Annotated in this window: 19 protein-coding genes; 10 read left to right on the plus strand and 9 right to left on the minus strand. The window is 74.1% G+C overall.

Annotated features, from left to right (window positions below; genetic code table 11):
• Window positions 1-95: 95 nt before the first annotated feature.
• From AB0883_RS11195 to AB0883_RS11230, 8 genes are all read left to right on the plus strand, one after another.
• Window positions 96-464 (plus strand): hypothetical protein, encoded by a 369-nt coding sequence (locus AB0883_RS11195; RefSeq protein WP_121396959.1) that lies wholly within the window; start codon window positions 96-98, stop codon window positions 462-464.
• On the plus strand, window positions 457-1,734 hold the full coding sequence (locus AB0883_RS11200; RefSeq protein WP_366641081.1) for a WXG100 family type VII secretion target: 1,278 nt from the start codon (window positions 457-459) through the stop codon (window positions 1,732-1,734). Before AB0883_RS11195 ends, AB0883_RS11200 begins: the two co-directional genes overlap by 8 nt.
• 188 nt (window positions 1,735-1,922) lie before the next feature.
• On the plus strand, window positions 1,923-2,315 hold the full coding sequence (locus AB0883_RS11205; protein ID WP_366641082.1) for a hypothetical protein: 393 nt from the start codon (window positions 1,923-1,925) through the stop codon (window positions 2,313-2,315).
• A gap of 245 nt (window positions 2,316-2,560) precedes the next feature.
• Window positions 2,561-3,379 carry a hypothetical protein gene (locus AB0883_RS11210; protein ID WP_366641083.1) on the plus strand — a complete coding sequence of 273 codons (819 nt, stop codon included), beginning with the start codon at window positions 2,561-2,563 and terminating at the stop codon, window positions 3,377-3,379.
• A 46-nt stretch (window positions 3,380-3,425) separates the two neighbouring features.
• Entirely contained in the window at window positions 3,426-3,758 is a 333-nt protein-coding gene (locus AB0883_RS11215; RefSeq protein WP_366641084.1) for a YkvA family protein, read from the plus strand.
• Between the two features lie 28 nt (window positions 3,759-3,786).
• Window positions 3,787-4,194, plus strand: coding sequence for a TIGR03618 family F420-dependent PPOX class oxidoreductase (locus AB0883_RS11220; protein ID WP_366641085.1), 408 nt, complete (start codon window positions 3,787-3,789; stop codon window positions 4,192-4,194).
• Between the two features lie 340 nt (window positions 4,195-4,534).
• Entirely contained in the window at window positions 4,535-5,224 is a 690-nt protein-coding gene (locus AB0883_RS11225; RefSeq protein WP_366641086.1) for a C39 family peptidase, read from the plus strand.
• A 177-nt stretch (window positions 5,225-5,401) separates the two neighbouring features.
• On the plus strand, window positions 5,402-6,004 hold the full coding sequence (locus AB0883_RS11230) for a hemerythrin domain-containing protein (protein ID WP_366641087.1): 603 nt from the start codon (window positions 5,402-5,404) through the stop codon (window positions 6,002-6,004).
• A gap of 220 nt (window positions 6,005-6,224) precedes the next feature.
• On the opposite strand, the gene AB0883_RS11235 is transcribed toward AB0883_RS11230, so the two are convergent.
• From AB0883_RS11235 to AB0883_RS11245, 3 genes are all read right to left on the minus strand, one after another.
• A complete protein-coding gene (locus tag AB0883_RS11235) occupies window positions 6,225-6,461 on the minus strand; it encodes a ferredoxin (RefSeq protein ID WP_366641088.1) in 237 nt (78 codons plus the stop codon).
• 4 nt (window positions 6,462-6,465) lie between these two features.
• Window positions 6,466-7,671: a cytochrome P450 gene (locus AB0883_RS11240; RefSeq protein WP_366641089.1), complete on the minus strand. Its 1,206-nt coding sequence runs from the start codon at window positions 7,669-7,671 to the stop codon at window positions 6,466-6,468.
• Between the two features lie 195 nt (window positions 7,672-7,866).
• Window positions 7,867-8,049, minus strand: a complete 183-nt coding sequence (locus tag AB0883_RS11245; protein WP_366641090.1) for an antitoxin — start codon at window positions 8,047-8,049, stop codon at window positions 7,867-7,869.
• Between the two features lie 202 nt (window positions 8,050-8,251).
• Here AB0883_RS11245 and AB0883_RS11250 point away from each other — a divergent pair, with 202 nt between their 5' ends.
• Window positions 8,252-9,382, plus strand: a complete 1,131-nt coding sequence (locus tag AB0883_RS11250) for an AI-2E family transporter (RefSeq protein ID WP_366641091.1) — start codon at window positions 8,252-8,254, stop codon at window positions 9,380-9,382.
• Between the two features lie 148 nt (window positions 9,383-9,530).
• Here the strand turns inward: AB0883_RS11250 and AB0883_RS11255 are convergent, their stop codons facing one another.
• Window positions 9,531-10,190: an alpha/beta fold hydrolase gene (locus AB0883_RS11255; protein ID WP_363620813.1), complete on the minus strand. Its 660-nt coding sequence runs from the start codon at window positions 10,188-10,190 to the stop codon at window positions 9,531-9,533.
• A gap of 170 nt (window positions 10,191-10,360) precedes the next feature.
• Here AB0883_RS11255 and AB0883_RS11260 point away from each other — a divergent pair, with 170 nt between their 5' ends.
• A complete protein-coding gene (locus tag AB0883_RS11260) occupies window positions 10,361-10,540 on the plus strand; it encodes a hypothetical protein (protein WP_132231888.1) in 180 nt (59 codons plus the stop codon).
• Window positions 10,541-10,771: 231 nt separating this feature from the next.
• Here the strand turns inward: AB0883_RS11260 and AB0883_RS11265 are convergent, their stop codons facing one another.
• The 5 genes from AB0883_RS11265 to AB0883_RS11285 all read right to left on the minus strand — a co-directional run bounded on the left by AB0883_RS11265 (window position 10,772) and on the right by AB0883_RS11285 (window position 18,158).
• Complete coding sequence (locus tag AB0883_RS11265; protein ID WP_366641092.1) at window positions 10,772-13,144, minus strand: glycoside hydrolase family 65 protein; 2,373 nt, start codon at window positions 13,142-13,144, stop codon at window positions 10,772-10,774.
• Window positions 13,141-13,893, minus strand: coding sequence for an HAD-IA family hydrolase (locus tag AB0883_RS11270; RefSeq protein WP_366641093.1), 753 nt, complete (start codon window positions 13,891-13,893; stop codon window positions 13,141-13,143). The genes AB0883_RS11265 and AB0883_RS11270 overlap by 4 nt, the downstream gene beginning before the upstream one ends.
• Window positions 13,894-13,954: 61 nt before the next feature.
• Entirely contained in the window at window positions 13,955-14,419 is a 465-nt protein-coding gene (locus tag AB0883_RS11275; protein WP_366641094.1) for a DUF4442 domain-containing protein, read from the minus strand.
• Between the two features lie 46 nt (window positions 14,420-14,465).
• Complete coding sequence (locus AB0883_RS11280; protein ID WP_366641095.1) at window positions 14,466-15,761, minus strand: ABC transporter ATP-binding protein; 1,296 nt, start codon at window positions 15,759-15,761, stop codon at window positions 14,466-14,468.
• A 135-nt stretch (window positions 15,762-15,896) separates the two neighbouring features.
• Window positions 15,897-18,158, minus strand: coding sequence for a bifunctional glycosyltransferase family 2 protein/CDP-glycerol:glycerophosphate glycerophosphotransferase (locus AB0883_RS11285; protein WP_366641096.1), 2,262 nt, complete (start codon window positions 18,156-18,158; stop codon window positions 15,897-15,899).
• Window positions 18,159-18,162 lie beyond the last annotated feature (4 nt).

The raw sequence follows: 18,162 nt of genomic DNA on the forward strand, positions 1-18,162 counted from the left end.
TGGATCGACACCGGTGGCGGGTCGCCCGAGTCGCACCCGTCGACTAACCTGAGCCCTGCCAACGGTTATCGACGATGACGTACGGGGATGCTGCCATGACCGGGCGCACGACAGTCGACCTGCTGTCCCTGGAAGACTTCCACCAGAAGTTGGCCCACCGGCTGACCGAGGCGGAGAAGGCGTTGCGGAAGCTGAGCACCGAGATGCAGTGCCGGCCCCCGGCGCTGGGCTCGTTCGCCGACGCCACCGAGAACTCCCGCCGCTACTCCGACATCCACCAGTCCTACGTGGACCAGGTCGACCGGCTTCGTGCGGCGGTGAAGGCGGCGCAGAGCGCCACCGCGACGATCCTGGCCAACTACCGCACCGCCGAGGAGCGCAACGCGGCCAACTCCGCCGACATCGCCGCCGCGCTGAACGGGGTGGACGACGCGTTGAAGCGGAAGGAGGATCCGCGTGTCTGAGTACACCCAGCGCTACCAGCACGTCAGCCACCAGCAGCTCTACGACGGCGTGATGGCCGGCCAGCCCGGCCAGATCGACGGCGTCGCCGCGCAGTGGACGGCGCTCAAGGGCATGCTCGACGGGCTGTCCCGCGAGCTCAGCGGCGACCTCGACAAGCTCGCCAACACCTGGACGGGCTCGGCCTCGCAGGAGTTCCAGCGGCGGTTGACGCTCGTCACCGACTACGCCGACAAGCTCGGCGAGGGCATGGCGGACGTGAGCCGGGGCCTGACCCTGATGGCCGGCGAGCTGCGCACCGCCCGCGAGCAGGCGGAGAGCCCGGCCGAGACCGACGACCACGACCAGGCGCTCTCCGGCGCGGCCAAGGGCGCCGTGTTCGGCGTGCCGGGCATCGTGGTCGGCGGGCTGCTGGGTCACCAGCAGGACAAGGCCGAGAAGGAGAAGGCGCACCAGCGCATGGTCAACGTGGTGGCCGAGCTGGCCGCCGGCTACGACCTCTCCGCCTACGGCCGGCTCGTCCCGCCGCCGCCACCGCACCCGGACACGCCCGGCACGACCAGCCGCGATTCCTCGACGACCCCGCGCAGCGGCCCGGGCGCCAACACGCCGACGGCCGCGCCGAAGACCTCCGGCCTCGCCGGGCAACCGGGCGGCGCCACCGTCGCGGCCCCCGACCGGCCGGGTTCCGGACCGGGCGGCGGCGGAACCGGGACGCTCGTCCCGGGTGCCGTCGGCGGCGGACACCCGGGCGGCGGCGGCATCGGGGGCACGGTCGACGGCGCTCCCGGCGGCGTCACGACCGGCACCTCCCTCGCCGGTGCCACGGTGCTGACCGGCACCACCCCCACGACGGGTCCCGTCGGGCTGGGCGGCACCTCGACGGCCTCGGCCGGCACCGGGGCGGGCCTCCAGTTCGGTCCCCAGGGCGGCGTGCTCGGCACCGGAGCCCTCGCGGCGAGCGGTAACGCACCGGCCACGGCGGTCCGGTCCGCCGGCGGCACTCCGGTGGCGGACAACCGGTCCGCGACCGGGATGGGCCGGCGCTTCGACAACGGGGCACGACAGGGCGCCGCCGGTGACCGGGCGGTCAGCGGGACGGGGCGCGCGGGCGGCGCACGCGCCGGGGCGAACCGCCCCGGCGTCCTGGGCGGCGTTCAGGGCGCGCACGACGACGACACCGACGGCCGGCTGACCTGGCTGACGGAGGACGACATGGTCTGGGGGGACGGCGCCGCCGCCGCTCCGCCCGTGCTCGGCACCGACAGCTGACCGCACCAGCACGACGACGGCCCACCCGGCGGGCGTACCACCGGGTGGGCCGTCGCACGTCCGGCATCGGTCCCGGCGGGCGCGGTCGCACCCGCCCGACGATCCTTTTCGGACATCGTGGCAGCGGTCACCCGATCCCGGGTCGCCGGCGCGCTGCGGGAGCCGGGCCCGGGCGATAGGTTGGACGGGTGCCTTCCGTAGCGTCCCTCGACCCGTTCCGGTCGGTGACGCTGCGCTCCCTGCGTGAGCTGACCCGGCTGGCGATCGCCGCGCTGGTGCTCGCCGTGGGCCTCGGGGGCACGACCGCCGCACCGGCACCGTCCGCCGCCGCACCGGCCGCCGTCACCGTTCCGGCCGCCGTCACGGCCGCCGCTCCGACCGTCGCGGGCGCCCGGCTCATCCCACCGCTGTCGCGCCGCGAGCCGACGGCCGAGCAGGTCGACGGCTTCGCCGCCCCGCCGGCGGTGCGGCGCGACGACACTCCGGCCGGCACCTCCGCCGTGGCGGTCGCCCGCCAGGACGGCCCCGCCCGCGACCCCGGCCGGGGCGTCCCCGCCCGGCGCGGTCCGCCCGCCGCCTGACCGTCGGCCACCGGCTCCGCATCCGGGATCGCCGGCCGCGACGGACCGCCGTCACGCGGCGTCCGTCCGCCCCGGCCCCCTGCTCCGGCCGCACGTCACCGGCGTTCACCCGTCGGTCCGTCGCCGTCCGTCGCCGGAGCGGCCACCGCCGCGGTACGCCCCGCACGCGCGCCCACGATGCCCACCCGCCCGTACGCCGGGCACAGACCCTGTCGATTCCCTCGATCGACCGCGAGGTGCTGACCATGGAAAACATGTTCTCCTCCGTCCTGCTCGACGTGCCCCGGGCCGCCGTGATCTGGCTGAGCCTGCTCGGCGTCGTGGCCGCCACCGTGGCCGGTCTGCTGCTGCGTCCCGGCCGGCTCCGCTTCGACGCCGGCTCCCGCATCCGGCGCGCCGCGATGCCGAGCGAGCTGGAACGGGCCGAGGAGGCGCGCGAACGTTCCCGGTACGCCGGGGAGGTCTCGGTCGCCGCGGAGCGGGCCGCCACCACCGCCGCCCGGCTGCGGGCCGAGTGGCTGGCCGCGCAGGAGGAGGTCGAGGCGGCCTGGCAGGCGTACGAGGCCGCCGAGGCGGACGTCCGCCGGCTGGCGGTCGCCGAGGCGATGCCCCTTCCGCGTACCGTCCGGACGCCCGCCGAGTACGCCGAGCGCGAGCGCTTCCTGCACCGGGCCGCCCTCGACGCGTACTGGCGCAAGGAACTGTCGGTGGAGCAGCTCAGCGACGTCTTCGCGCACCGCGACGGCTGGGATCCCCGGCTGCACCCGGTCGAGCAGGAGCTGGTGCTGCGCCGGGCCGTACGGGACAACCTGCTCGCCCGGCAGCGGGCGGCCCGGGAGCGGGAGCAGGCCGCGTGGCGGGCCGCCGAGACCGCCGCCGAGGCCGCGCGCAGCCTGCGGGACGAGGCGTTCGCCGCGGTCAACCGCCGACCCGAGGAGTCGCAGTCCCTGCTGCCGCTGGTCGAGGGCGCCGGGGTGACGGAGCAGACCCGGGAGTTCCCGGCGGTGACCGGCCGCGAGGTGCCGGCGGTGGCCCGGGGCCGGGCGGCGGTCCCCGCGTACTGACCGGCAGAGCCGGGCGGAACCGGTCCCGCTGGGCTAGCGTGACGGCATGTCCAGGGAGGCGTGGGTTCTCGTCGGCGTCGTGGCGGTCGCCACGCTGGTCGGCGCGGTGGTGCTGGCCGTCCGCGTGATCCGCACCCGCCGACTGCTCGGCACGCTCGGGGTGAACGGCAAGCTCGCCTTCTACGGCGCGCTGCTCTACACCGTCCTGCCGCTCGACCTGATTCCCGACCCCATCTACCTGGACGACATGGCGGTGCTGGCCGGCACGCTGCTCTACCTCGGCCGGCTGGTCCGGCAGCGCCGCGCCGCGAAGCCACCGCTGCCCGGGGCACCCGACGCACCGTCCGCCCCCGACCGGGCGCACCGCCGCGTGCCATGATCGGTGCCGCGCGAGACGGGGGACGGACATGCCCGGTGACCATCGCTTGGCACCCCACGACGAGCGGGTCGTGGCGTTCTGCCGGGAACGGCACCTGGCCACGTTGACCACCCTGCGCCCCGACGGCACCCCGCACGTCGTACCGGTGGGGGTCACCTTCGACGCGTCGACCGGCCTGGCCCGCGTGATCACCGGCGGCGCGTCCCGCAAGGCGCGGCACGTCGCCGCCGCCGGCCCCGGGGGCGCCCCGGTGGCCGTCTGCCACGTCGACGGGCGACGCTGGCTCACCATCGAGGGGCGGGCCGTCGTGCGCTCCGACCGGACGGCCGTCGCCGACGCCGAGCGCCGGTACGCCGAGCGCTACCGGACGCCCCGCCCGAATCCCGACCGGGTCGTCATCGAGATCGCGGTGACCCGCCTGCTGGGCAGCCTGTGACCGGCTGACCGGTTTGTCCCGTCGCGTGCCGCCCACGTACGCCTGACCGGTCCGTCCGGTGTCCCCGCGCGACACACCGGCGCCGGCGACCCCGGCGGGGGTGTGACGCGGGGCATCCGTACGCCGGAATCCTGCCGCCCGTGGCCCGGTTGAACCCCGGCGTGCGGCCGGCACGCCCCGGTCGAGGGCCGGAATGCCCGCCGGAGCAGGGCCGTTGCATCCCTGAGTACGCCCGTGGGCCGACCGCTCCGGGCCGTCGAAGTCCCCGAGCCGAGCGCCTTTCCCGGTGCTGTGCGCCCCGGTCCCCCCGGAGGCGTCGACCCCCGATTGGAGCCCGACCATGAATCCGATCGTCCAGAAGAGCGGCCTCTCCGTCGCCGGCCTGCTGGTCGCCGGCGGATGCCTCGCGGGCCCGGCGGCGACCGCCCAGGCGGCGCCGTCGGCGACCACCCCGGTCGGTGCGGTGCACACGGACGACCGCGCCGCCAAGAACGACCGCGCCGCCAAGAACGGCCGCGTCGACCGGCGTGCCGAGCGCACCGTGCGCATCGAGTACCAGGCCCAGCCCAACTTCTACTACTGCGGCCCGGCCGCGACCCGGATCGCCCTGTCGGCACTGGGCAGGGCGCTCTCCCAGGACGAGGTCGCGAAGAAACTGGGCACCACCGAGGCCGGCACCGACTCGGCCCTGGACATCACCCGCGTGCTCAACGAGCTGACCGGCGGCGGGTACCGGACCACCGAGATCCCGGATCCGGTGGCCAAGCCGGAGCAGGTCGACCGGCTGCGGTCCGACGTCGTCGCGGCCCTCGACAGGGGCCGGCCGGTGGTGGCCAACATCAAGGGCACCGCGGTCGACACCGTCGGCAACCCGCACTCGTACGAGGGCGGGCACTACCTGACCCTGGTGGGCTACCGGGACGGCGGCGACCTGATCCGGATCGCCGACCCGGCCGCTCCCGAGGGCGAGTACTGGATGACCCTGGAGAAGGTCGCCAACTGGATCGCCGAGCGCGGCTACTCGTCCTGATCCGACCCCGACGAGGGCCGGCCCTTCCGCGAGGGCCGGCCCTCGGCCGTCCCCGCGGAACGGGCGCCTGTCGAGCCCGTGATCCGGGGTCGACGGATCGATGGCCGGTGGGTTCGGTCGACGGTTCCCGGGTACCTGGCCCACAGCCGACCGTTCCGCAACCGGTAAGGGGCAGACATGACCAACCCACAGGACACCAGGAGTCAGGACGTGGTGGACGTCCTGACCGCCGACCACCGCGAGGTCGAGGCACTCTTCGTGCAGTTGGAGAGCCGGCAGGGCACCCCCGAGCACCGCCGGCAGCTGGCCGACGTGGTGATCGCCGAGTTGGTCCGGCACGCCGTCGCCGAGGAGATGCACGTCTATCCGACCGCCCGCAAGGCGCTGCCGGACGGCGACCAGATCGCCGAGCACGAGATCTCCGAGCACGCCGACGCCGAGCGGACCATGAAGGAGCTGGAGTCGGTCGACCCGTCCGACCCGCGCTTCGACGAGCTGCTGGCGCACCTGACGAGCACGATCCGGCACCACGTCAAGGACGAGGAGTCGGACCTCTTCCCCCGCCTGCGCGCCGCGGTCGCCGCCGAGGAGATGGTCGAGCTGGCCGGGAAGGTGGAGGCGGCCAAGAAGACCGCCCCGACCCGACCGCACCCGGCCGCACCCGACCGGCCGCCGGCGAACCGGCTGCTCAACCCCGGCGCCGGTCTGGTGGACCGGATGCGGGACGCGCTGAGCGGCCGCATCACGTCGACGGCGGAGCTGGGCCAGAACCAGCGCTGACCGCAACCGCTCATGGTGGCCACGCCCGGCCCGGGGCGTGGCCACCGCCGTCCCACCGGCCGGCCGCAGGGTTCCGGCCCCTGGCCGCCGGGCCGGCTCACGTCTCCGACCCCTGGCCGCCGGGGCCGCTCGGGCTCGGTCGTTGGCCGCCGGGGCTGCTCAGGCTCGGTCGTTGGCCGCCGGGACCGCTCGGGCTCCGGCCCCTGGCCGCCGGGGCCGCTCAGGGCTCCGGCGCGATCCGGTGCAGGCCGTCCGCCTCGGACACGATGACCGCCTCCATCGGGCAGGAGTCCGCGGCGTCCACCAACGCGTCGTCCGGCGCCACCCGCTCGGCCAGCGGGCGGGCCAGCCCGTCCACCAGCACGAAGTGCCCCGGCGCGGTGCCCGCGCAGATCCCCGACCCGATGCACCGGGTCGGGTCCACGTGTACCCGCCACTGCTCGTTCGTCGCACTCATCGGTTCACCAACTCACCGGCATGGCCACCAGCCCTCGGACCAGCAGGCCGCTCTTCCAGGTCAGCTCGGATTCCGGCACGGCCAGCCTCAGGTCGGGCGTGCGGGCGATCAACGTCTCCAGGACGACCTGGAGCTCCATCCGGGCGAGCTGCGCGCCGACGCAGTGGTGCACCCCGTGCCCGAAGCCGAGGTGGGGGTTGGCCTGTCGGGTCACGTCGAGCCGGTCCGCGTCGGCGAAGACCGTCTCGTCCCGGTTGGCCGACGAGATCGACACCACCACCGGCTCGCCGGCCCGTACCAGCACGCCGCCGAGCTCGACGTCCTCTGACGCGTAGCGGGCGAAGGCCGAGGACGCGCCGAGCGGCACGAACCGCATCAGCTCCTCGACGGCCGCCGGCACGAGGTCGGGCCGCGACCGTAGCCGGGCCCACTCGTCCGGGTGGGTGAGCAGGGCGTACACGAAGTTGGGGATCTGGGTCACGGTCGTCTCGTGCCCGGCGGCGAGCAGCCCGGCGGCCAGGCGTACGACCTCGTCCTCGGCGAGCCGGTCGTCGGCGTCGCGGGCCCGGACCATCGCGCCGAGCAGGTCGTCGGTGGGTTGCTCGCGCCGCCGCGCGATCAGCTCGCCCATGTACGCGAAGAGGCTGTCGATGTACTCCTGGGCCTGCTCCGGGCTCAGCGAGGTGGTCGACACGATCGCCTCGGACCAGGTGTGGAAGCGGTCCTGGTCGGCCACCGGAACGCCGAGCAGGTCGCAGATGACCCGGATCGGCAGCGGGGTGGCCAGGTGCTCCACCAGGTCGGCCGGCGGACCGGCGGCGAGCATGCCGTCCACCAGCTCGTGGGCCACCTCACTGGTCCGCGGCCGCAGCTCCTCCACCCGCCGGGCGGTGAACGCCTTCGCCACCAGCCGACGCAGCCGGGTGTGCTCCGGCGGGTCCATCGACAGGATCCCGCCCTCCTGCTGCCGTGGCGAGTTGCGAGGCTCGTCCCGGCCCACCGAGGCGGCCCGGCTGAACCGCGGGTCGCCGAGCACGGTCCGGACGTCGGCGTGCCGGGTGGCGAGCCAGGCCGGCTCGCCGAACGGCATCCGGATCCGGGTGAGCGGTTCGTCCCGGCGCAGCCGGGCGTAGCGCGGGTCGAGGTTGAGCCGGTCGGGGTCGCTGAACGGATAGCGGTGGGGGACGGTCGTCTCGGGGGCCTCGGTCACCGGATGACTTCCTCTCGTCACGGCGCCCCAAGGGGTGGGCACCGGTCCGGTCGGGGACGACTCCACGTTGAGTCATGTTCCGACTGCGGATAGTAGCGAGAGTGGTCGATCCTTGGCTAGCGGTACGCGTCGATCCGTCAGGAAGCGACAGTCCCGGGCCAGCCGTGCGGGGCGACCCGGGACGCCACGAAGGGTTCAGCGGACCTCGTCGCCCTCGCCGGTGCGCGCCTGGGCCTGGTCGACGCCCTTGTCGATCTGCTCGTCGTACTTGCCGCCCGTGCGCTTGTCGGCCATGTCGCCGCCCTTCTCCAGGCCCTGGTCGGCCTGCTTGTCGTGCTTGTCGGCGAAGTCCTTGGCCTTGTCCATGAAGTCGCTCATCGGGGTCCTCCTCGAATGCGGGTCCGATCTCTGCCTTCCCTGGGTCCAGGGGCGCAAACGCGACGGAGAAGCGGCCGGAGGGCGATCGGGAAACGGCCGGTCGTCCCCGACGCCCCGGCCGCCCATCTAGCGTGAAAGGGGACGCGGGTGTCGGAAGGACGCCGGCCGGGTACCGACTCGCCGGAGATCGAGGAGGGCCGACGTGGTCGCAGACGATGCCGGGCGTACGCCCGAGGGGACGACGGGCCGGGGCGCGGGCTCCCGCCAGACCTGGGCGGCGCTCCCGTGGCTGGTCCGCTCGGCCGTGGCGTGGAGCGCCTGCCTGGTGGTGATCGTCGCCGGCCTGTACCTGCTGGGGAAGATCGCGGTGCTGCTCGCGCCGCTGGCCATCGCGCTGGCCGTCACCATCTTCCTCACCGCGCTGCTCGACCCGGTGCAGCTCGCGCTGCGCCGGCTCCACCTGCCCGCCGCACTGGCCGCCCTGCTCACCGTACTGCTGCTGCTCGGCCTGCTGTTCGGCGTCGGCGCGCTGGTGTGGAGCCTCACCGCCAACCAGTTCAGCGAGTTGAGCCAGGAGCTGGTGCAGGGCCTGCAACGGACCCGGGACTTCGTGACCTCGACGCTGCCGGTCAGCGACCGACAGCTCGACCAGCTGCTCGACCAGGCCCGCCAGGGGCTCGGGCAGGGCTCGGTCGACCCGGTCTCCGGTGCCAGGACGGCCGCGGAGGTGCTCGGTTCGGCACTGCTCGCGCTCGTCCTGCTGTTCTTCCTGCTCAAGGACGGCAGGTCCATGTGGCGCTGGACGCTGTCCCGCACTACCGGGCCGAACCGGGAGGTCACCGCCGAGGCGGGCCGGGTGGGTTGGCGGACGCTCGGCGCGTACAGCCGGGGCACGATGATGATCGCCGCGATCGACGCCATCGGCATCGGTCTGGCGCTGGTGGTGCTCCGGGTACCGCTGGCCTTTCCGCTCGCGCTCATCACCTTCTTCGGCGGCTTCATCCCGATCATCGGGGCGACCGTGGCCGGCGCCGTGGCGGTGCTGGTCGCGCTCGCGGCGAAGGGGCCCGTGACCGCGCTGCTCGTCCTCGCCGCCGTGATCACCGTCCAGCAGGTCGAGGGCAACCTGTTGGAGCCGCTGATCATGAAGCGTCAGGTACGCCTGCACCCGGCGGTGATCCTGGTGGCGGTGACCGCAGGCACCCTGATCGCCGGCATCGCCGGGGCCTTCGTCTCGGTGCCGATCACCGCCGTCGTCTGGCGGGTCATCGACACCATCCAGCAACACCGCCAGCGCCAGACCCCCGCCCCCCCGCCCCCAACCCCCGCCTGACCCCACCCCGACCCCGACCCACCCCGGCCCCGATTCAGCCGGTGATCATGAGGTTTGCGGCAGCAATGGAGATCCACTTCGCCGCAAACCTCATGATCACCGCACGTGGGGAGGGGAGGGCGGGAGGGCGGGAGGGCGGGCGGGGTTCTCAGTGGGGGGTGGGGAGGTGGGTGGTGAACCAGTCGGCGGCGCTGTGGGCCACCTGTTCCAGGGTGCCGGGCTCCTCGAATAGGTGGGTCGCCCCCGGGATGATCGTCAGCTCGGCCGTGTCCGGCAGCGCCTCCTGCGCCTGCTCGTTGAGCGTTATCACCTGCTCGTCCAGGCCGCCGACCAGCAGCAGCGTGGGCGCGCGTACCTGGTCGAGGGCGGCGCCGGCCAGGTCGGGACGGCCGCCCCGGGAGACGACCGCGCCGACGAGGTCCGGTCGGGCCGCGGCCGCCACCAGGGCGGCGGCGGCCCCGGTGCTGGCCCCGAACAGCCCGATCGGCACCGCGCCGAGGGGTCGCTCCGCCGCCAGCCAGTCCACGATCGCGGCGAGCCGACGGGCGAGCAGGGGGATGTCGAAGCGCAGCTCGGCGGTCCGGGCATCCACCTGGTCCTCGGCCGGCGTCAGCAGGTCGACCAGCACGGTGCCGAGGGCGCTGCGGTTGAGCACGTGCGCCACGGCCGTGTTGCGCGGGCTGTGCCGGGAACTGCCGCTGCCGTGCGCGAAGAGCACCACGCCGGCCGGGTCCGCCGGGACCAGCAGGTCGGCCGGGAGTTCGGCGTCCCCCGCCGGGATCGCCACCGCACTACTGCGCACGTCCATCTCGCCTCCGTACGTCCTCGGTCGTCCCCCGTTCCGGCCGCATACCCGTCCCCGGCGCCGGCAAGCGGCCCCGGCGCCCCCGGCGTTTGTCGCCGGAGGGCCCGGGTAGGCGGCGGGTGACCGCAGACCGTACCGGCGCAACCGCGCCCCGACGGATCGCGAGGATCGCCATGGCGCAGCAGCAGCGAGAGACCCGGCAGCAGACCACCGACCGGGACCGGCGGGAACAGGACACCGAACGCGGCCGGGACTGGGCGGACGACGCCGCCCAGGCGCGCACGGCCGACGACCCGAGGGCGATGGCGCCCCGCGACGCGGCCGACCGCCCGTCACAGGGCAGGCCGCTCTGACCGACCCCGCCGGCCGCCGGTCACCGCGCGAGCCACGCCGATCGGCACCGCGCGAGCCACGCCGACCGGCACCGCACGGGCCCACGCCGACCGGCACCGCGCGGGCCACGCCGACCGGCACCATCGGGCCGCCGGTCACCGCACGGGCCCACGCCGACCGGCACCGCCGGCCGCCCGTGACAGGACCCTGCGCCGCCGGCCCGCCGTCGTCGACGGCGGGCCGGCGGTCGGTCACGGCTCGCTCTCCGGCAGGCGGAGCAGGGGAGCCCGGCCGGGGGCCTGCTCCGGGGCCGGGCCCGACACCTCCGCCGCGGGAATCGGCATCGTCACGGGCTCCTCGCAGGTGACCCGGACCGGCTCACCGTGATGCCGCAACTCCAGCATGTCGCCCGGGTCGCCGTGGCGCAGCGCGTACGTGGTCTGGTGCGGCCGGACGTCGACCCGTAGCCGCATCCCGCGCCACTGGAGCGAGAACTCCAGCCGTTCGAGCCGGCTGGACAGCCGTGGCGCGAAGGAGAGGTTGCCGTCGTGGTCGCGCAGCCCGCCGAACCCGGCCACCAGGGCGATCCATGCGCCGGCGAGCGAGGCCATGTGCACGCCGTCGCGGGTGTTCTCGTTGAGGTCGTGCAGGTCCATCAGCGCGGCCTCGCGCAGGTAGACGTGCGCCAGTTCGGGGTGGCCCACCTCGGCGGCCAGCACCGCCTGGGTGCACGCCGACAGCGACGAGTCGCGCACCGTACGCCGCTCGTAGTACAGGAAGTTGCGCAGCTTCTGCTCCGGCGTGAAGGCGTCGCCGCGCCAGTGCATGGCCAGGACCAGGTCCGCCTGCTTGACGACCTGCTTGCGGTAGAGGTCGAAGTACGGGTAGTGCAGCAGCAGCGGGTACTTCTCCGGCGGCGTGTGCGCGAAGTCCCACTCCTGGAGCCGGGTGAAGCCCTCCACCTGCTCGTGGACGTCGATCTCCTCGTCGTACGGGATGTGCATGGACGCCGCCGCGTCCCGCCAGGCCGCCGCCTCCTCGTCGGTGACGCCGAGGTGGAACGCCTCGTCCCGGTAGCGCATCACCGCTTCGGCCGCGCTGATCAGGTTCCGCTGCGCCATCAGGTTGGTGTAGATGTTGTCGTTCTTCACCGCCGTGTACTCGTCGGGGCCGGTGACCCCGTCGATGTGGAACTGGCCGTGCCGGTCGTGGTGGCCCAGCGACCGCCACAGCCGGGCGGTCTCCACCAGCAGTTCCAGCCCGATCTCCCGTTCCAGATCGGTGTCCTGGGTGACCTGGACGTAGCGCCGCAGCGCGTCGGCGACGCCGGCCGCGATGTGGAAGGCCGCGGTGCCGGCCGGCCAGTACCCCGACGACTCCGGTCCCTCGATGGTGCGCCAGGGGAACGCCGCGCCCTCCAGGTTGAGCGTCCGGGCCCGCTCCTGCGCGGCGGCCAGGGTGCCGTGCCGCCAGTGCAGGGCGTCCCGCACGGCGGCCGGTTGGGTGTAGGTGAGCACCGGCAGGACGAACATCTCCGTGTCCCAGAACGCGTGCCCGTCGTACCCCGGACCGGTCAGTCCCTTCGCGGCGATGGGCCGCCGCTCGGCCCGGGAGCCGGCCTGGAGGACGTGGAACATGCCGAACCGGACGGCCTGCTGGATCTCCGGGTCGCCCTCCACCACCACGTCGGCGGCGTCCCAGAACTCGTCGAGGTATTCGCGCTGTTCGCGGCGGAGCCCGTCCCAGCCGTCGAGCCGCGCCCCCGTCAGGGCGGCCTCAACCTGGTCGCGCATCGCCGGCAGCGACCGGCGGCTCGACCACCCGTACGCGAGGTACTTGACCACGCGCAGCGTCTCGCCGGGCCGGAGCACGCACCCGATCGTGGTACGCACCCAGTCCTCGTACCCCTCGGACTGGCTGGTCGTGCGCCCCGGGGCGTACACCTCGTGTTCCATGGCGGCGGCCACCCGCAGCCCGGAGACCTTGGTCCGGTGGATCAGCAACCCGCCGTCGGCGGTGGTGAGTTCCTCCTCGGCCTGCAACGGCGACTCCAGCACGGCCGCCACGCGTGGATCCCGGCTCTGCGCGGGCAGCGCCTCGTTCGCCACGAGTTCCGACTGGAGGATCAGCCGCAGCGGGCCGTCGACCGCCTCGACCTCGTAGTCGATCGCGGCGACGGCGCGCTGGGTGAACGAGACGAGCCGGGTGCTGCGGACCTTGATCTCGCGCCCGGCCGGGGAGCGCCAGTGCAGCTCCCGGTGCAGGGTGCCGGCGCGCAGGTCGAGGACCCGTTCGTGGGCGAGCAGCTCGCCGTAGCGGACGTCGAGCGGCTCGTCGTCGACCAGCAGCCGGATCAGCTTGCCGTTGGTCACGTTGACGACCGTCTGGCCGGACTCGGGGAACCCGAAGCCGGCCTCGGCGTACGGCAGCGGGCGCAGCTCGTAGAAGGAGTTGAGGTACGTGCCGGGCAGGCCGTGCGGTTCTCCCTCGTCGAGGTTGCCGCGCAGCCCGACGTGCCCGTTGGAGAGGGCGAAGACCGACTCGGACTGGGCCAGGACGTCCATGTCCAGCCGGGTCTCCCGGACGTGCCACGGCTCGACCGGATAGGCCCGTTCCCGGATCACGTGGGTCGTCCGGATTCGAGCAGGTCGGCGAGGTCGGTGACCACGACGTCGGCGCCGTGGGCCAGCAGCTCGGCGGCCTGGCCGACCCGGTCCACCCCGATCACGTACCCGAACCCGCCGGCGCGGCCGGCGGCGACCCCGGCGAGGGCGTCCTCGAAAACGGCGGCGTTGCGCGGGTCGACCCCGAGCAGCCTCGCGCCGGCCAGGAACGTGTCCGGCTCGGGCTTGCCGCGCAGCCCCTCGGCGCGGGCGACGATCCCGTCCACCCGCGCCTCCAGCAGCGGTTCCAGCCCGGCGGCGGCGACCACCTCCCGGCCGTTCGCGCTGGCCGTGACGACCGCCCGGCGCAGGCCGGCGGCGGCCGCCGCCTCCAGGTACGCGACGGAGCCCGGGTAGACGTCCACGCCGTGGGTGCGCAGCCGCTCCAGCAGCAGCACGTTCTTGCTGTTGCCGACCCCGTTGACGGTGTCGGCGTTTGGCGGGTCGTCGGGCGAACCCTCGGGCAGCACGATGCCCCGGGAGGCGAGGAAGGTGCGTACCCCGTCGGCGCGCGGCCGGCCGTCGACGTAGCGGTTGTAGTCCGGCCCGGGGTCGAAGGGACGGAACTCCCCGCCGGTGGTGGCGGCGTGGCGGCGCAGGAAGCCGTCGAAGGTTTCGGTCCAGGCGGCGTTGTGCACCCGGGCGGTCTGCGTCAGCACACCGTCCAGATCGAAGAGACAGGCGGTCACGTGAGCAGGCAGGCCCAACACGGTACGAATCTATCCAGACCTCCGTGCCCGCAAACCGCTTTCGGTCCGCTTGCCGCCCGGCTCAGTTCGGGCGCAGCGTCCAGACCACGGTCATCCCGCCGGTCGGCTTGCCCTCCTCGGTGGCGATCTCCACCTGGACGGGGAACTCCGGCCGGCGGCCGGACTCCAGTTCCGCGACCACCTCGGCGACCGGCCGGTCGAGGCGCGCGGTGGCCCGGACTGCGCCCATGGCCAGCTTCCGGTACGCGATCTCGGCCCGCACCGCCAGCGGCGTGGCCCGGTCGAGCAGATGTCCGAACGCGGCCAGCACGACCGCGCCGGAGGCGGTCTCGCCGAGGGTGAACATGGCCCCGGCGTGCGGGCCGCCGACGTGGTTGTGGGTGGCCGGCGAGTCGGGCAGCCGGACGGTCACCCGTACCCCGCCCTCCGCCTCGGGGGCCACTTCGACGAATTCGATGCCGAGCGTACGGGCGAACGGCACAGCCTCCAGCATGCCGGCCGCCACCTGGCGCGAGTCGATGGTCATGGCCCGACGTTACTAGCCGGTAACTTTCCCGGCAAGGACCGCCCCGTCAGCGCCAGCCCACGTCGATCCGGTCGCCGCGCTCGTCGAAGAAGTGCAGCGCGTCCATGCGTACGGAGACGGCCAGGGGGTGACCCGCGGCGATCCCCGGGTACGGCGCGAGCCGGACCGCGAGTTCGGCGGGACGCCGGTGGTGCCGGCCCGGGTCGTTGAGCACGCTGGTGCGGGTGGCGGCCACCGGGGCGGTCTCCTCCTCGGCGGCGCGCCCGGTGAGCCGCTGCATCACCTGCCCGAAGCGGCGCAGCCCGCGCTGGCCGGTGGGCGCCTCGGCCCGGGTGCCCATCTCGTCCACCACGATCGCGGTGGCCCCGATGTCGAGGAAGGCGAGCGACTCGTGCCCGTGGTGCTCCAGGTAGCGGATGCGGCCGTGCAACACGGCGCCCTGGGTGTCCGGCGTGACCGGGGTCAGCGCCTCGGCCCGCATCCCGACCACGATCCGCTCACCGTGGTAGTGCGCGACCGCCCGGCTGCGGATGTCGTCCCACGGCAGGTGCAGCGCCTGGTCGCCGAGGGTGAGGGTGACGTAGCGGTCGAGGTGGACGTAGACCGAGGCCTCCAGCAGGTTCATCCGCGGGCTGCCGAGGAACGCGGCCACGTAGAGGGTGGCCGGGCGGCCGTACACCTGGGTGGGGGTGCCGACGTCCTGGAGCACGCCCTTGCGCATGATGGCGACCCGGTCGGCCATGGTCAGCGCCTCGGCCTGGTCGTGGGTGACGTAGATGGTGGTGACGCCCAGCTCCCGGGTCAGGCCGGAGATCTCCGCGCGCAGCTCGGCCCGGAGCCCGCTGTCGAGGTTCGACAGCGGCTCGTCCATCAGGAACAGGCCCGGGCGGCGCACGATCGCCCGGCCCATCGCGACCCGCTGGCGCTGCCCGCCGGAGAGCTGGCTGGGCTTGCGGCCGAGTACGTCGCCGATGCCGAGCGCGCTGGCCACGTCGGTGACCCGCTCGCCACGCGGCTCGGGCTCCAACCCGGCCAGCTTGAGCGGGAAGGCGATGTTGTCGCCGACGGTCATGTGCGGGTAGAGCGCGAAGTCCTGGAAGACCATGGCGATCTTCCGGTCGCGCGGCGGCAGGTCGTTGGCCAGCTCGCCGTCGAGCATCACCGCGCCCGACGTCGGGTCCTCCAGCCCCGCCACCATCCGCAGCACCGTGGACTTCCCACAGCCCGACGGGCCGAGCAGCACCATGAACTCGCCGTCGTTGACGTCGAGATTGACGCTGTCGACGGCGAGGGTGCCGTCCCTGAACACCTTCGTGACGTCCTTGAGCGCGACGGTTGTCACCGTGCCCTCCCCCTACCTCGTCGGCCGAACCCCGAATGACTGTGACGAGGATCATGCGGTTCGCACATCGGGTAAACGTGCCATGTTCGGCTTGTGACGGCCCTGTGACGCCCATTCGGCGGGACGAGCCCACCGTCAGCGGCGTCCGCCTCCCGTCGGCGACGCCGGGGCCAGCGCGCCGGCTCCCCGCGCCGGCCGGCCGGCCGTGGCCGGCTCGCCGAGGAAGACCCGACGGACCACCCGCTCGGCGGCGTGGCCGTCGTCGAGCGCGCAGAACCGGGCCCGGAACCGCTGCCGGGCCGTGCGCGCCGCCGCCGAGTCGACCCCGCCGGCGCGGAACAGGTCGAGCAGGTCGGCGAAACTGGTGGCCACCGCGCCCGGCGGCTCCGCGGTCACGTCGAAGTAGACGCCGCGGGCCAGCCGGTACGCCTCCCAGTCGGGGGCGTACACGACGATCGGCCGGTCGAGCACGGCGTAGTCGAACATCGCCGAGGAGTAGTCCGTGATCAGCACGTCCGCGACGAGGTAGAGGTCCTCCACGTGCGGATGGCCGCTCACGTCGCGTACCCGGTCCCGCTCGGCGGGGCGCCGGGCGCGTCGGTCCCGGTCGTGGAAGTAGTGGCTGCGGATCAGCAGCCGGCCGGTCGGGCCGAGCACGTCGAGCAGCCGCTCCGGGTCGAACGGCGGCCGGTAGCCGGGCAGGTGCTCCCGGTGCGTCGGGGCGTACAGGACGACCTGGTCGCCGGGCCCGAGGCCGAACCCGGCACGCAGCCGGAGCACCTCCTCGGCGGTCGCGGTGACCAGCCGGTCGTTGCGCGGGTAGCCGACCTCCAACGTGGTGTACGCGGCCGGGTAGGCGCGCTCCCACATCTGGCTGGAGAAGCTGTTCGCGCTGACGCTGTAGTCCCAGCGGTCCACCCGGCGCAGCAGCCCGGCGAAGTCCATCCCGACCGCGCCGACCGGGTACCGCTGCTGGTCGAGCCCCATCACCTTCACCGGCGTGCCGTGGTGGGTCTGCACGTGCACCGTTCCCGGCCGCTTACGGACGAAGTCCGGGAAGTTGACGTTGTTGACCAGCCAGCGCGCCCGGGCCAGCGCCCGGTAGTACGCGGGCGTCCCGGCGACCACGTAGGCGACGCCCTCGGGCACGGTGTGCACGCGGTCGCGCCGGACGATCCACACCCCGCGGATCTCCGGCGCCAGCCGCCGGGCCGCCTCGAAGACGGCCGCCGGGTTGTCCGAGTACCCGCGGTACCAGTAGGCCGCGTAGACGGCCAGCGTCGGGTCGACCGGCCGGCGCAGCTCGGCCCGGTAGTACTCCCGCAGCAGGGCGTCCCGGGCCAGCCGCGCCGCGTGCCGGGCCGGGGGCGCGACCCGCCGCTTCGCGCTCCGCGCGGTACGCCGGGCGACGTCCCGCGCGCGGTAGGCGGTGCGCAGCGCGCTGAAGGTACGCCAGCGGCCCGCGGCCACCAGTCGGTGCTTGAGCCCCTCCGCGCCGGCCGGCGCCGGATAGCCGCCGGGTGGCAGCCAGCGCGCGTGGTCGGCGGTGATCTGGGCGAAGAAGGCCGGCCGCAGCCCGGGGTCGATCCGTTCCCCGTTGCCGAGCACGCTCAGGTAGTGCCAGATCATCCGCTCGAACAGCGCGGGGCGCAGGTCGTCGACCGCCGGCCCCCAGGCGTCCATCAGCCGGAACACCCGGTGCCACTGGTCGAAGACCTCGAAGTGCCGCTCGCCCCTGGTCCTGGTGATCGCCCCGGTGCGGCGCTGCCGGTAGTTGACGCAGACCCGGTCCAGCACGCCGATCCGCTCGGCGGCCATCAGCACGGGGTAGCTGAACGAGACGTCCTCGTACCAGCCGGGGGCGAAGCGCAGCCCCTCGTCGAGCAGGAACTGCCGGCGGACCAGCCGGTTCCAGGCGGTGTGCAGCAGCCGCAGCGTCTCGGGCCGCTCCCGCAGCCGGAAGGTCTCCTCGCCGGGCGGCTCCGGGAACACCTCCGCCATCGCGCTGCGGCTGGTGGCGTTGTTCCAGTGCGTCCGGACGTGGTCGACCAGGAGCACGTCGGGGCGGGTGGCGCGGAGGCGCCCGACCACCTCCGTGAGGCACTCGGGGGCGAGCCAGTCGTCGCCGTCGACGAACCAGACGTACTCCCCGGCGGCCCGGTCCAGCCCGATGTTGCGGGCCGGACCGAGCCCGACGTTCTCCGTCAGCCGGACGGCGTGCAGCCGCGGGTCGCGGGCCGCGTACTCGGTGAGGATCTCGCCGCTGTCGTCCGGTGAGCAGTCGTCGACGCCGATCACCTCGATGTCGGCGACGGGCTGCCCGAGGATGGAGTCCAGGCATTCGCGCAGGTAGCCCTGCACCCGGTAGGCCGGCACGACGAAGCTGATCAGTGTCATCGGC

Origin of the sequence: Micromonospora sp. NPDC047812 (genome assembly GCF_040704175.1) — a bacterium.
Classification (GTDB): Bacteria; Actinomycetota; Actinomycetes; order Mycobacteriales; family Micromonosporaceae; genus Micromonospora.